The sequence below is a fragment of the Peptoclostridium sp. genome (genome assembly GCF_009881055.1).
GTDB lineage: Bacteria > Bacillota > Clostridia > Peptostreptococcales > Peptostreptococcaceae > Peptoclostridium_A.
Window position 1 is genome coordinate 97,605 of the sequence record NZ_WXFG01000017.1, and the last position, 13,980, is coordinate 111,584.

General features: G+C 42.4%; 12 protein-coding genes and 2 riboswitches. Of the genes, 9 read left to right on the top strand and 3 right to left on the bottom strand.

The window, feature by feature from the left end; genetic code table 11:
• Positions 1 to 3: 3 nt before the first annotated feature.
• Entirely contained in the window at positions 4 to 732 is a 729-nt protein-coding gene (locus GT589_RS03990) for an HAD family hydrolase (RefSeq protein WP_293396365.1), read from the bottom strand.
• Between the two features lie 219 nt (positions 733 to 951).
• On the opposite strand from GT589_RS03990, the gene GT589_RS03995 reads away from it, so the two are divergent.
• Positions 952 to 2,049, top strand: a complete 1,098-nt coding sequence (locus tag GT589_RS03995) for a hypothetical protein (protein ID WP_293396368.1) — start codon at positions 952 to 954, stop codon at positions 2,047 to 2,049.
• 24 nt (positions 2,050 to 2,073) lie between these two features.
• Here GT589_RS03995 and GT589_RS04000 read toward each other — a convergent pair whose 3' ends face one another.
• Positions 2,074 to 4,041: a cell division FtsA domain-containing protein gene (locus GT589_RS04000; RefSeq protein WP_293396371.1), complete on the bottom strand. Its 1,968-nt coding sequence runs from the start codon at positions 4,039 to 4,041 to the stop codon at positions 2,074 to 2,076.
• A 226-nt stretch (positions 4,042 to 4,267) separates the two neighbouring features.
• On the opposite strand from GT589_RS04000, the gene GT589_RS04005 reads away from it, so the two are divergent.
• The 4 genes from GT589_RS04005 to GT589_RS04020 all read left to right on the top strand — a co-directional run bounded on the left by GT589_RS04005 (position 4,268) and on the right by GT589_RS04020 (position 8,099).
• On the top strand, positions 4,268 to 4,975 hold the full coding sequence (locus GT589_RS04005; protein ID WP_293396374.1) for a stalk domain-containing protein: 708 nt from the start codon (positions 4,268 to 4,270) through the stop codon (positions 4,973 to 4,975).
• Between the two features lie 133 nt (positions 4,976 to 5,108).
• Positions 5,109 to 6,374 (top strand): pyridoxal phosphate-dependent decarboxylase family protein, encoded by a 1,266-nt coding sequence (locus GT589_RS04010; protein ID WP_293396376.1) that lies wholly within the window; start codon positions 5,109 to 5,111, stop codon positions 6,372 to 6,374.
• A gap of 220 nt (positions 6,375 to 6,594) precedes the next feature.
• Positions 6,595 to 7,224, top strand: coding sequence for a cyclodeaminase/cyclohydrolase family protein (locus GT589_RS04015; protein ID WP_293396379.1), 630 nt, complete (start codon positions 6,595 to 6,597; stop codon positions 7,222 to 7,224).
• 14 nt (positions 7,225 to 7,238) lie between these two features.
• The gene (locus GT589_RS04020) at positions 7,239 to 8,099 is read left to right on the top strand and encodes a bifunctional 5,10-methylenetetrahydrofolate dehydrogenase/5,10-methenyltetrahydrofolate cyclohydrolase (RefSeq protein ID WP_293396382.1); all 861 of its coding nucleotides are present in this window, start codon (positions 7,239 to 7,241) and stop codon (positions 8,097 to 8,099) included.
• A gap of 96 nt (positions 8,100 to 8,195) precedes the next feature.
• On the opposite strand, the gene ymfI is transcribed toward GT589_RS04020, so the two are convergent.
• Entirely contained in the window at positions 8,196 to 8,930 is a 735-nt protein-coding gene (ymfI, locus tag GT589_RS04025; protein ID WP_293396385.1) for an elongation factor P 5-aminopentanone reductase, read from the bottom strand.
• Positions 8,931 to 9,304: 374 nt separating this feature from the next.
• Between ymfI and GT589_RS04030 the strand changes: the two genes are divergently transcribed.
• The 4 genes from GT589_RS04030 to gcvPA all read left to right on the top strand — a co-directional run bounded on the left by GT589_RS04030 (position 9,305) and on the right by gcvPA (position 13,979).
• Positions 9,305 to 10,000, top strand: a complete 696-nt coding sequence (locus GT589_RS04030) for a C40 family peptidase (RefSeq protein ID WP_293396388.1) — start codon at positions 9,305 to 9,307, stop codon at positions 9,998 to 10,000.
• Positions 10,001 to 10,511: 511 nt separating this feature from the next.
• A riboswitch (glycine riboswitch) is annotated at positions 10,512 to 10,628 on the top strand.
• Between the two features lie 3 nt (positions 10,629 to 10,631).
• A riboswitch (glycine riboswitch) is annotated at positions 10,632 to 10,724 on the top strand.
• Positions 10,725 to 10,999: 275 nt separating this feature from the next.
• Positions 11,000 to 12,115, top strand: coding sequence for a glycine cleavage system aminomethyltransferase GcvT (gene gcvT, locus GT589_RS04035; RefSeq protein ID WP_293396391.1), 1,116 nt, complete (start codon positions 11,000 to 11,002; stop codon positions 12,113 to 12,115).
• Positions 12,116 to 12,250: 135 nt separating this feature from the next.
• On the top strand, positions 12,251 to 12,637 hold the full coding sequence (gene gcvH / locus GT589_RS04040) for a glycine cleavage system protein GcvH (RefSeq protein WP_293396394.1): 387 nt from the start codon (positions 12,251 to 12,253) through the stop codon (positions 12,635 to 12,637).
• Position 12,638: 1 nt separating this feature from the next.
• Positions 12,639 to 13,979 carry an aminomethyl-transferring glycine dehydrogenase subunit GcvPA gene (gene gcvPA, locus GT589_RS04045; protein ID WP_293396397.1) on the top strand — a complete coding sequence of 447 codons (1,341 nt, stop codon included), beginning with the start codon at positions 12,639 to 12,641 and terminating at the stop codon, positions 13,977 to 13,979.
• The last annotated feature ends 1 nt before the right edge of the window (position 13,980 follow it).

A 13,980-nucleotide genomic window follows, 5' to 3' on the forward strand; every position in this document is an offset into this window, starting at 1 on the left:
ACTCTACACCTCTATTATATTGACTCCCGAATCAAGACTGTATATAACATCTTTGCGCTCCACTATAATCTGCGTTTTATCGGCGAGAGCCTTCTCGCTTTTTATTTTTTGGATAAGCTCGTGCGTGGGATTAATGGCTACAGGATATTTGACCCTTTTTAGCATGGTTATGTCGCCGTTTGTGTCTCCGTATGCGTAGCTTTGTGATATATCGATGTCATATTTTTTGATGAATTCATCTATGGCTACCGTCTTGTCCTTTGATTCCCACATTGGGACTATGTTTCCGGTGAAAATCCCGTCCTCGAAAATATATTTTGAACCTATATAGTCAGTTGCCTTATACATACGGGCCATCTTTTCAACGAGGAAATCAGGGCTGCCGGATATGAATATCACAATATGTCCCATTTGGACATGATTTTGTATCATCGTTCTGGTATATCTGTACACTTTTTCGAACTTGACCTCTACGATATCCTCGCTTGTGTAGTCGATTATTTCGCGCTTTACGCCCTTGAGCGAGTTCAAATAGATCTGTGCCGCCTCGAGCAGATATGAGTCATAATCGCCCTTTCGGGTCAGCCACTTGTCGTATGTATGCTTTAACTGATCAATCCAATACTTTTCGGGTATGACCTCGAACTTCACCAGCTTTTTGAAGTGCTCAATCATGAGCGAATCTCTGTGCAATGTACCGTCAATGTCGAAGAAAGCAGCAATATTGCCCATATTTTCACACCGCCTTTGTTGTGATATTTGCAAAGTCTTTTAGCTATTATACAACAAAACAGATAGCAGTAATCTCCAAAACAGCAAATTGTGTATAAAATAGCGGGACAAACGGATGTGAAAGCAGAATTATTGAGCAAGCAACTTGCTTACAGTGTCAAAAATGCCGTTTTTGTTGTAGAATAATATGATGTAGAAATTATTGAAGAAGGTGTGTGTATGGAATTTTTATCAGCGATAGCTACGAACTCAAGGCTAATGGGAAGCGTGGGACTTAGGGTGGCATGGGAGCTGCCAGATGGAAGGCTGGACCAGTTTTTTCTGCTTGATGCGGAGGGGCTGGGAATAGCTGATTACGTGGGCATAAAAAACGGAGAGCCCAAAAGGCTCCATTCGGAAACTGAAAGGCTAATGGGCGGACTTGGAGCTGAGCGGATAAAGCTCACGTTTGCAGAAGCCGTGACGTTAATAAAGGATTATGCAGCGAGGAACGAAAGCTATGGAAAGCCTCTGCCTGCTAACAGCGGAGATTTTGAATTCATACTGAAAATGAACCCGGCGGAAGTGGATGCACAGGAGATTTTTTTTAAGCTCTGTAAGGAAATTGAAACCCCGGTTGAGTTTATAAACTACATGGTGATGCGCTTTGTCGCAAGAGACAGTGAGGCGATAAGATACTTCAGCGACAACAAGGATATATGTGAAATGTACATAACAAAAGCAAATGCTTCGCTTCTTAAAAATAGTGTTAAAAAAGCCGGCAGGAGAGGCCTGGGTTATGTCTCAAGGCTTATATACGAGGATAAGGGTGAATACTCAAGATGCATCCTGGGAATGTCTATGAAACTGGTTGAAGACAGATATATGATAGCGGCAATAACCATAGGCACTGTGACAAGGCTTGATGCGGCCGAGGCATTTGATGAAATAAGAAGGGAAGAGTACATAGGCATATATCATGTGGATTTTCCGGATGAATTTAGGGATACCTTCCTGTATGACATGAGCCATTGCCTTAAGAGTCCGTTTGAAAGCGGAATCATGCTTACTGAGTTCAGGCTGGACAATTCCCATGTGAAAAGCCCTGAGTACCTAATTAGCAATGACATAGCATCAATATACTTCATCACAAATTCCGGCCAGCTGGTAGTAGCAAACTACTATCCTCAGGAGAGGATAGATGCGGACAGCAGGCTGTTAAACTGCTATAGCGAATATATCATGCTCGGGGATGAGTTTATATTCCCGGCATCAGTCATATACGAGTTCGCCCTAGGCGGTTGCGACAGCTTCTACAGCTTTCTGACAAAAAGATAAGTGCAGGCATAGCCTGCACTTTTTCTACTTCCAGCTTATTTCGACGGAATCGCCGTTTTTGAGTTCATGCATGAATTCGGCTCTTTTGCCGTTGACGAGCAAAGTCAAGAATCCCTGGGGCTTTGATATGTCAAAGTCTATATATTCGAATATGTCAGTAAGGACAAAGGCTGATTTGCTGTGTGATATTTCTATTTCGTGGCCATTCACTGTAAGCATAAGATGGTTACCTGGAGTGCTGTGAATAAGTCCGCTGTATTCAGACTCTAAGTGCCTGTAGGCGTCCATATCGCCAATGTCGGGAGTTTCTATGCGTTCTTCAACTTCAACAGACTGCAGATCATCTTGTAAATGGTTTTGTAAATCAGCCTGCGAATAGGCCTCTGAACCGATGGGAGCCGCAGACGGAACAACGTCAATAATGTCACCGTTAGATACAAGTGTTTCCAAATCCGATATCGCGTCATTCAGCCTGATTTCACATCCCTCAAGCGATTCTGAGGCTATGCCCTCCAGTTCAAGGCATTCTAGAACAGAGAGCACCTGAGCTTTGCCTTTTTGTGCCGGCTTGACAGCTATATCGCAGCCGTCGCTGATTGTGTCCATGAGGCTGGCCTGTACTCCGTTTATAAGTATTTGTGCCGGTTCGCCCGGAAGACCCTTGAGGAGTCGCTGCTCGCCAACTACGCAGTACGATATGTCATCGCCCTTTTCGGGGATTAGGCTTCTTGGCTTGAAACCGACTGACAGCAGCGCGTCAGAAACCTTGAGCTGCTTTGAGTTGAAAAGTCTCACTGTGTTTTCATTGAGCTGTACCTCTATGAAGTTCTTGCGCGCATTCAAGGAATGGTTGAGAGCTATCCCAAGAGGAGTTATCGCCTGAGGGCCAAGCAGGCTATCAGGTATGTCGATGAATTCCACGGCTATAGAAGAATCCCTTATTACAACCCTTTCCTTGGGCATGCCCATATATTCAGCAATCATGTCGCCTAGCATAGGTATCTGGCTGCCCCCGCCTACGAGGAACACGGCACCAGGTGCCTTGCCGTTGTGGACGAGTATTTCGTCAGCGATTTTATGGGCCATGCAACCTATCGAATCCTCTATGGAGGCTATTATATCAGCGGAAGGCAGTGTTTGCTCAATGCCGACGACATCCATGAATTTTACTTCTTTTTGAGCTGCCAGCTGGATTTTTATCGATTCGGCAGTGTCAAAATCCAGGAGGAAATTCTTTGCAATCTCCTCGGTTATGCTGTCGCCTGCTCCAGAAACCATCGCATAAGATGCTATGGCTCCCTGGTTTGTAATTGCAATATCGCAAGTACCGGCACCTATGTCGACCATTGCAAGATTCAAAAGCCTCATGTTCTTTTTTATGGCCACATTCATTGATGCAATCGGCTCAAGTGTTAGGCTTTCAATTTCAAGTCCGACTCTATCCATTACGCTGTAAAGACTGTCTATTACTACATTTGGAAGGAAGGTTGCCAGCACTTCAACTTCAATGCTGTGTCCCCTGTGGCCTACAAGATTTTCTATGAATATGCCGTCCAGATAGTATGCCGTTGCAGTGTGTCCAACGCAGTAATATTTGGAATCACCCTCGCCCAGATTTTCTTCCAGCAGATCCTGAGCATTTTGAACGCCTTCAAGCTCGAGGCTTTCCACAAAAGGCTGTTCTATTTCGCTTAAAAAGTCTACATCCAGCTTGGCTTTCGCCCTGCATGTCTTGAGAGACCTTCCGGCGGCAGCCACTGCAACTCGCTCAAGTTTTGAGCCTATTTGCTCCTCAAGAGAAGACTTCACTTTGGATACAATGCGGGCAACCCCATCTATATTGTGTATTTGACCGTCATACATATTCCTGTCGTCATGCTCAGCCACGGAGCTTGCAATTATCTTAAGCGCTCCGCCTTCACGCCGGCACACGAGTCCTATTATAGTTCTGGTTCCTATATCAAGAGCAAATATCAAATCACTTACATGCATTAGCATAATCTCCCTTTTGCAAATATTTGTTCCGCAAAATGCCATACCTTAATAATATAATATCCAGCGCTTTGATTTCAATTGTAAACCTGAAAAAATGCATATCCGGTTTCCAATTAGAAGACGGTTTGCCGTGAGTAGACACAGATAAGGGGTATAATAAAAAACAAATCCATTTGTATGTATATGGAAAATAAAAGGTTGAATCAGGCGAGGGGGGAGTAGCATGAAAAAATCTATTGCTGCTGCAGCTATGCTGGCTGCAGTTACGGGAACCATATTTGCATATGAGGGAGAAATAAAGGAAATCACAGCGCAAATCAATGAGCAGATAAACGTGTATATCGATGGAGAACAGGCAGGAGAAGAGTACACACCCATAATATACGAGGGCAGAGCCTATATGCCTATCAGGGCTGTCTCTGACAAGCTGGGGATAAATATATACTGGAACGAGGAGCAAAAGAGCATAGAGCTGGGGGCAAAAAAAGACGCAACACCTATAAAGGCATCGGACTACGAGGACAGGTTCTATTCGGAATTTACATCGGACAAGGAGCTGCTGACGCTAAATGGCGAGAGCAGCGACAATGGCATAATATTCAGGAGGGACTACGGAGATTTTGGGGACTATGAAGGCGGCTATGTGAACTATGCAGCCATTGTCAAACCTGGCGGGGTCTACACCAAATTCGGGGGCACAATCAGGATGGAGAACAATACAAATGCAGAGAAGGTGCTCTTCAAATTCTACGAAAACTACGTCGAGGACAGGCTAATAAAGGAAATAGAAGTAAAACGGGGCGAGGACGTGCAATTTGAAATAGACATAAGCGGTGTTGATAAATTATTTATATATCAAAGAAGTGAAGACAGGCTTGAAAAGTTCAGTGACCCGGTGAAAATGGTCATAGCCGAGCCCTATTTCAAATAATAAAAAGTGAGGTGCAGCAATGCTTGAGCTAGAAAAAATGGATTTACACATTGACAGCTTGATGGAATTGATTAAAAAGTATCAAAGTGAAATTTCCTCAGGCAGAGTATTGCCCGAGGCTTCAAGAAGTGAAATGGAAAGAATTATTTTTGAGGAAATGCCAACCGCAGGAAAAGCTCCGGAGGCTGTGATAGGAGAGTTTGCAGAGAAAATCATTCCAAACTCCACCAAGGTTGGCAGTGCAAGATTTCTCTCGTGGATAATAACAAGCCCTTCGCAGGCTGGAATACTTGGAGAGATGGCTAACATAGGGCTGAGCCAGGCTCCGTTCTTATTCAAGGCCGGCCCTGCCGCGACCGTAATTGAAGACATGGCAATAGGCTGGATAAGCAGTCTCTTCGACTTTCCCAAAGAATCGGGCGGAATACTTGTCAGCGGCGGCAGCGTATCTACTCTTACGGCATTAGGAGCAGCCAGGGAGGCAATGTTTCCGGGAATAACCGAAAACGGAATGCATTCTATCGAAAAGCCGCCTGTGCTCTACACGTCAAAAAAAGCGCATGCCTCAATAGACAAGGCTGTGGGAGCTCTGGGCTTTGGAAAGAAAATGCTAAGGAAGATAGCTGTGGACGCTGAGTATAGAATAGATGCAAATGAGCTTGAGGAGAGCATACTAAAGGATATTCAGGAGGGTCTTAGGCCATTTTGCATAATAGCCCAGGCGGGCACATCTGTTGCAGGAGCCGTAGACGACATACAGAAGCTCTCGGAAATCGCGAAAAAATACAGCCTGTGGCTTCACGTTGACGGAGCTTATGGAGGAGGGGCTATAATAACCGCCAAAGGCAGAGAACTGCTAAGGGGAATACAGGAGGCGGACTCGATATCGGTAGATCCTCACAAGTGGCTCTTTATACCACCAGAGGCCGGTTGCGTTCTTTTAAGGAACAAGAAGCATCTTTACAACGCATACAGGATGGGGCAGGATGAGTATAATCCAGATACCCCTGTGGAATTTGTTAATTACGGAATACAGTCGACCAGAATGTCGAGGGCCATAAAGATATGGTTTGCATTCAAGATATATGGAATTAATACGCTCTCAGCCACTATTGAAAAAAATATGGAGCTTGCAAAGGCGTTCTATGAAGGACTTGAGGGTGTAAAGGGACTCTATAGACTTAACAATCCAATGACAAGTGCGGTTTGCTTTAGTTTTGAAGGAGGACAGGAGGAAAACGAAAGCTTCCTAAGATATATTGAAGATAAGTTTTTCGTGTCTCCTGCAGTACTCGGAGGAAAGCACTGTATACGGGCATGTTTTTCAAACTATAGGACTAAAGTGGAGCATGTAGAGGAACTTCTGGAATTGGTACGCAAATTCAAGGGGATTTATTAGGATGATAACTTTATTAAAAAAATGAATTCGATAAATAAATAACATTTTTAATAGAATTTATTGTATAATTCTTTATTTTGTTAAAGAAATACTTATTGCAAAAAACTCAAGAACAATTGAACTTGATGAAAACGATTGTTATAATACACCTAACAGACGGCAGATAATTTGGAAAATTCATACAAATAAGCAAAAATAAATTTCAAAGGGGAGTATTTCTATGGCAATGATGGACAAGAACTGTAAAGAATTTGTTGAAGCATTGGCGTCTAAGGCACCTGTGCCTGGCGGCGGAGGTGCGGCTGCTTATGGCGGCGCAGTTGGTATGGCCCTATCCACAATGGTTGGAAATTACACTGTAGGCAAAAAGAAATATGCCGAAGTTGAAGACGAAGTTAAAGAGCTTATGGCGCAAGGAGAGAAGATACAATCTGAGCTTTTGGCGCTTGTAGAAAAGGATGCCGAGGTATTCGAGCCGCTGTCTAAGGCATATGGACTGCCAACTGAAACGGAGGAGCAGAAAAAAATAAAGGCTGAGACGCTTGAAAAAGAGTCAATAAATGCATGCTCTGTGCCTATGGAGATAATGAGGAAGGCATACGAAGGCATAAAGGTACATAAGCGCATGGGTGAAATAGGAAGTATGCTTGTCATTTCAGATGTAGGCTGCGGCGTTGTATTCTTGAAATCAGCTCTCATAGCAGGAAAACTTAATGTCGTAATAAATCTGAAAACCATAAAGAATGAAGAATTTGTAAGCAAGACAAGAGAAGAAATGGACCGTTTAGTAGCTGAAGGCTGCAAAATGGCAGAAGAAACTCTTGAGGCTGTAATTGAAAAAATATCATAGGGGGAATTATTGAAATGGCAGAAAGGTTAATGGGTAAAGATGTTGCGGCTGCTATCAAGGAAGAACTCTCTTCTAAAGTTGCGGCATTGAAAGATAAAAATATCACTCCAAAGCTTGGGATTGTAAGAGTCGGAGCCAGACCTGACGACTTGTTTTACGAGGGCGGAGCCAAGAAGACATGTGAATCGATAGGCATGGATTGTGAAGTGTTCGAATATCCGGAGGATATTACTCAGGAAGCTTTTGAAGCTGCTGTAAAAGAAGTGAATGCAAGAAAAGATGTAAACGGCATACTAATGTTCAGTCCTCTGCCAAAGCATTTGAACGAGCCTGTAATCAGAGAGTTAATCTCGACAGAAAAGGACGTGGACTGCCTTACTGTAGGCAGCCAGGCAAAGGTTTTCATAGGCGACAAAACAGGATTTGCTCCTTGCACGCCAGCTGCAGTTATGGATATTCTCCATCACTTTAACATCCCTGTAGCGGGAAAAAAAGCGGTTGTACTCGGAAGATCTCTAGTTGTTGGCAAGCCGCTGGCTATGCTGCTGCTAGGCGAAAATGCTACGGTTACAATATGCCACTCAAGAACAGAAAACCTTCCAGAGGTTTGCCAGGATGCAGACATACTGATAGCAGCAGTAGGAAGAGCAAAGATGGTTAAAGCCAACTTTGTAAAGCCGGGCCAGACTGTAATCGATGTAGGTATAAACGAGGATCCAGACAATCCTGGAAAATACTGCGGGGATGTTGATTACAATGAGGTTGCTGAAATTGTTGAGAAGATAACTCCTGTACCTGCTGGTGTGGGTTCGGTTACTACTTCTGTGCTTTGCAAGCAGACAATAAGAGCATGCGAGATGCAAAACGGACTATAGGATTATAAATGAAAAAAACGCCCCATAGTAAGAATCGGAGCGTCTTAGAGACTGTCGGCAGAATTTAGGTTGCCGACAGTTTTTGTTTTGTTGGCGCTACACAACATATCCACCGTTTACGCTGAGCACATGGCCTGTTATGAAGTCGGCATCATCTGAAGCCAGAAAAAGTGCGCTTGCCGCTATGTTATGAGGCTTGCCCAGCCTCATAAGAGGCGTATCGTATCTGAGTACCTCCAGCTCCTCATCGGTGTAGTCGCTGAGCATGTCGGTCTGTATAACACCGGGGGCTATGCAGTTGACCTGTATGTTGGAGGGACCCAGCTCCTTGGCAAGAGCCTTGGTAAATCCAATAACACCTGCCTTAGCAGCGGAGTAGTGAACCTCGCAAGAGCCGCCGACAAGCCCCCACATTGAGGATATGTTTATTATCTTGCCTTTCTTGTTTGGAAGCATATATCTTAGCACGCTCTGAGTGCAGTTGAATACGCCCTTTAGATTAGTGCCAAACACGCTGTCCCATTCGGTTTCGGTAATATCCGTAAAAAGATTAGAAACAGATATGCCTGCATTGTTCACAAGCACGTCTATCGCGTTGAATTTCTCCATGCAAAAATCCACCATGGCGTCCACCTCAGCTCTTACGCTGACGTCGGCTTTGAAGGCGAAAGCAGAAAGGCCCTGAGACTTAAGCAGCTTTTCAAGCTCAAAAGCCTCTTTGGCAGAGCTGTTGTAGTTGATAATCACATTGTAGCCTCTGAAAGCGAAGTTTTCAGCGATGGACTTGCCGATGCCTTTGGAGGCGCCTGTTATTATTGCAGTTTTATTCATCTAACTAAACCACCTAAAATTAAATATAATAATATTGCGAACGTAAGTTCATTGTACATCAAATTCTCCTGAAATTAAAGTTTTGATATCATTGTTAAGGGGTATTAATATTCTTGCTGGCAGTCCCACACTGTCAACACTATCTTTATTTCCATATTGATGCACAAAGGCAGGGGCATGCTCCTGCCTTTGTGCGCCAAAATAGGCCGAAAGTATCTTGGAGTATCTGGAAATGAAATTTTCTGAAAACGGATTTGACAATTATATAGCATATAAGTATAATGTTAATAACTATATGTTTATAAAAAATACTTATACAAGTGAGGCTGTATTCGTGAAAAGATAATGAGACAAACACATTACATGGAGGGTATATGATTAAAAAAATTCTATTGAGTGCATCGCTTATACTGATGCTCCTTAACATGGGAATGTCAGCAGGTTTTGCACAAGAGATCCCAAATGCATATGTCAAAGTCAACAGCTTGAACGTAAGAAACAGCGCAGATATTCAGTCACAGGTAATAGGAAATGTTGTTGTTGGACAGAAGCTTGAGCTTCTCGAGCAGTCCGGCAAATGGTCAAAAGTAAGGCTTGAAAACGGAACATTAGGATGGGTTTATTCTGATTATATAAGCTCAAGTAGTAATACATATTCGCAGGGCAGTGCTTCTCAGGTTGTAAGCAGGGGCGGTTCAAGGGCATCAAGCCTTATGGTCGTTGCAAATGCTAAGCTAGGGGCAAAATATTCGAGAGGATCTGAAGGTCCTGACAGATTTGACTGTTCCGGATTCGTAAAGTATGTATACAAGGAAGTGTTCGGCAGAGTTCTGCCACACAGCTCGAAGGAACAGGGCCAATTAGGCAGCAGCGTTCCAAGAGAAGCTGTTCAAACGGGAGACATTGTGGTGTTTGCCACGGCGGGCAGCAGCAATATAAATCACTCGGGAATATATTTGAATGACGGCAAGTTTATACACGCATCCTCGTATGACGGCAAGGTTTTGATTTCTGACATGAGTTCAGGTCATTACTACAAGGCTTTTAGGGGAGCAAGGCGGATTGAATAAATAGAGAGTAAAAGGCAGAGCTTATAAGCTCTGTTTTTTTATTTGCAAATTTACTGACGGGAAATAAAGCTGATAATAAGATATACAATATAATAAATATAACGCAAATATACCGTATTGCATAGAATAAAGATATTATTTATCGGTAATAATGTAATAATACTGCTAAGTATATGGATGTTTTGTTAAGTTAATGATGTCGTACTACAAATATATGGTATACTAAGGTGTGGTTTGATTGAAACGATATTAACAAAATGTGCGTTTAAAAGATAAATATTTGTGTACTAATCAATTATAAAAAACTCGAATTTAAATCTGCGTTATAATCCGGAAGTGCTCTAAAATATTGTATTATTAAGATACAAGAGGTCGGAGAGGGCTTGAGTACAGCATGTTAATTTCTTGGGAAATGCACCTTAGAGTTCAGAAAATTTAGTTAAATTAATATCTTTGGTTGAAATCGGGATTGATGTATTATATCATAACGTTAAATCAGAATATGGACCAAATGAAGGCAGCGAGAGATATCCTACTTAATTCATAGGTGTGGATGGCCGACGGGGCAATATAAGAGAATTGCCAATTCCTTATAGAATCTTTCAGGCGAAAATATCGTTGTCAGATGGGGCTCTGAAGAGATCGTACAACAAATGTACGACACCGAAGGAGAAAGTGCAAAGCATAAAACTTTGCATGTAAACTCTCAGGTAACGAGACAGAGAATATAGTGGCTTATGTGTTTCCATGCGGATTTGTCATTGTATTCTTTTTTTATTACCAAAAGACGATAATATTGTAAATTATGTCAACATATACAAGTGATTAGAGTAAAACTGCATGGGTATAGAGAAATATAGCTGTGATTTCAGATGTTATATTTGACTATATCCATTAACAAGATTACCTGCTTAACATTGCCTGCTTTATAATTCAATATATTAAATATAAATAAAGCTAAACTAAGACAGGACTACTGTTCTGGGAGGAGGATTTTTAATGGAAAATGTTAAAAAGACAGCCCTTTACGATCTTCATGTGAAATATGGGGGCAAAATAATCGAATTTTGTGGTTGGGCACTGCCTACTCAATACGAAGGCGGCGGAATAAATGCGGAGCACGAGGCTGTTAGAACTGCGGCTGGTATGTTCGACGTTTCTCACATGGGTGAAGTTGAGGTTAAGGGCAAGGAAGCTGAAAAATTCATAAACTACCTTGTTCCTAATGATATAACAGTATTGGAGCCAAATCAGGTTCTATACACTCAGTTCTGCTATCCTCACGGAGGAACTGTAGACGACCTGCTTGTTTACAAGTACACTAACGACGACTACCTGCTTGTTATAAATGCTGCTAACGTAGACAAGGACTATGCATGGATAGTTGAGAATTCAAAGGGCTTCGATGTGAGCCTTAAGAATATATCTCCTGAGGTTTCTGAAATAGCTCTTCAAGGACCTAACGCTGAGAAGATACTTCAGAAGCTTACAGATACTGATCTTTCACAGGTCAAATTCTTCTATTGCCAGAAGGATGTAAAAATAGGCGGAGTAAGCTGCCTTATATCAAGAACAGGATATACAGGTGAAGACGGCTTCGAGATATATACTTCAAACGAAGAAGTTGCAGCTGTATGGGAGAAGCTTATGGAAGCAGGCAAGGATCTTGGTATCAAGCCGGCTGGACTTGGATGTAGAGATACTCTAAGATTCGAGGTAGCTCTTCCGCTATACGGAAATGAGCTTGGAGAAGATATATCGCCTCTTGAAGCAGGACTTGGATATTTTGTTAAGCTAGACAAGGAAGCTGACTTCATAGGCAAGGAAGCTCTTAAGAAGCAAAAGGCTGAAGGACTTAAGAGAAAGCTTGTTGGACTTGAACTAAAAGGCAAAGGCATAGCAAGACATGAATGTGAAGTTTATGCCGGAGACAAAAAAGTTGGTTTTGTAACTACTGGATACCAATCTCCAAGCACTGGCAAAGTAGTTGCCCTTGCTATAGTAGATACAGAATATACAGAAATGGGAACACAGCTGGAAGTTCAAATAAGAAAGAACAGAGTTCCTGTAGAAGTAGTTGCTAAGAAATTCTACAACAAAAGCTATAAAAAATAATTTTTAGTTCGCTTTAGTGTGGATATTGAAACGTCTGTATAGTATTATATTAGTATAATAAAGTAACAGACGTTACAAATAATAAAATGAAATGCCAATAAAAAATACATTTATATTTCTGAGGAGGAATTTACAATGAGCAAAATAGTAGAAGGTCTTTATTACACAACTCACCATGACTGGGTTAAGGTTGACGGAAACAAAGCATATGTTGGCGCTACAGACTACGCACAGCATGCTCTAGGAGATATAGTATACGTTGAGCTTCCAGAAGTGGGAGACGAATTTGGCGTTGAAGATGCTTACGGTGTTATAGAATCAGTTAAGGCTGCTTCAGATGCATACGCTCCATTAAGCGGAAAAATAGTTGAAGTTAACAGCGAACTTGAAGATGCTCCAGAGAGCATAAACGAAGCTCCATACGAAAAATGGCTTGTAGCTATAGAAATGAGTGACGCTTCAGAACTTGAAAATCTAATGGACGCTAAAGCATACGAAGACTTCTGTAACAAGGAGGACTAATATGCATAAGTATATCCCAAATACAGCTGCTGAGAAGGAGGCTATGCTCGAGAGCATAGGCGCATCGTCAATAGATGATCTTTTCAGCGACATACCAGCCGAGCTAAAACTAGGCAGAGAGCTTAATCTTGATGCGCCTATGTCAGAGCTTGAGGTTGAAAGACATATGAATGAGCTTGCCGCTAAAAACAAATCTGACTTTGTTTGCTTCAGAGGTGCAGGCGCTTATGACCACTATATTCCATCAGTTATAAAGCACCTGACACTTCGTCAGGAATTCTTCACAGCATACACTCCTTATCAGCCAGAGATAAGCCAGGGTACGCTTCAGATGATATTCGAGTTCCAGACAATGCTTTGTGATTTGACAGGAATGGACGTTGCTAACGCATCTATGTATGACGTTGGAACTGCTACCGTAGAGGCTGCGGTTATGGCCGTTCAAAACAAGAAAAAATGCACTAATGTAGTTGTGTCTAAGGGTGTTGCGCCAGAGACAAGACTTATACTTCACACATATATGAAGCAAAACGGGATAGAGGTAATAGAAGTTGACACTGTAGACGGTGTGACTGATATGGAAAAGCTATCTGCAGCTGTTGGCGACGAAACTGCAGGCGTAATAGTTCAAAATCCAAACTTCTTTGGAATATTTGAAGATGTTGAAGCCGCAGCGGAAGTAGCTCATGGCAAGAAGGCTCTTCTTGTTGACGTTGTTGATCCAATATCTCTTGGAATAGTAAAAAGACCGGGAGACATAGGAGCAGACATAGTTGTAGGAGATGCTCAATGCTTTGGTAACGCTCTAAACTTCGGAGGTCCATACATAGGCTTCCTAACAACTAAATCTAAGATGGCAAGAAAAATGCCTGGAAGAATAGTTGGTCAAACTGAAGATACAGAAGGCAAGAGAGGATTCGTTCTTACTCTTCAAGCAAGAGAGCAGCACATAAGAAGAGAAAAGGCGACATCCAACATATGCTCAAACCAAGGTCTATGCGCTCTTACAGTTGCAATATACCTTTCGACAATGGGCAAAAGCGGACTTAGAGAGGTTGCGCTTCAGTGCATGAACAAGGCTCAGTACGCTTACAAGAAGCTAACTGAATCAGGCAAGTTCAAACCTCTATACAACAAGCCTTTCTTCAAGGAGTTTGCTCTTACAAGCGGCACATCAGCAGCTGATGTTAATGCCAAGCTTGCTGAAAGCAACATACTTGGAGGATACGAGCTTGAGTGTGAATATCCTGAGGCTAAAAACGGACTTCTTTTCTGCGTAACAGAAAAGAGAACAAAAGAAGAGATAGACTGCCTAGCTCAGGTTATGGAGGTGAACTGCTAAC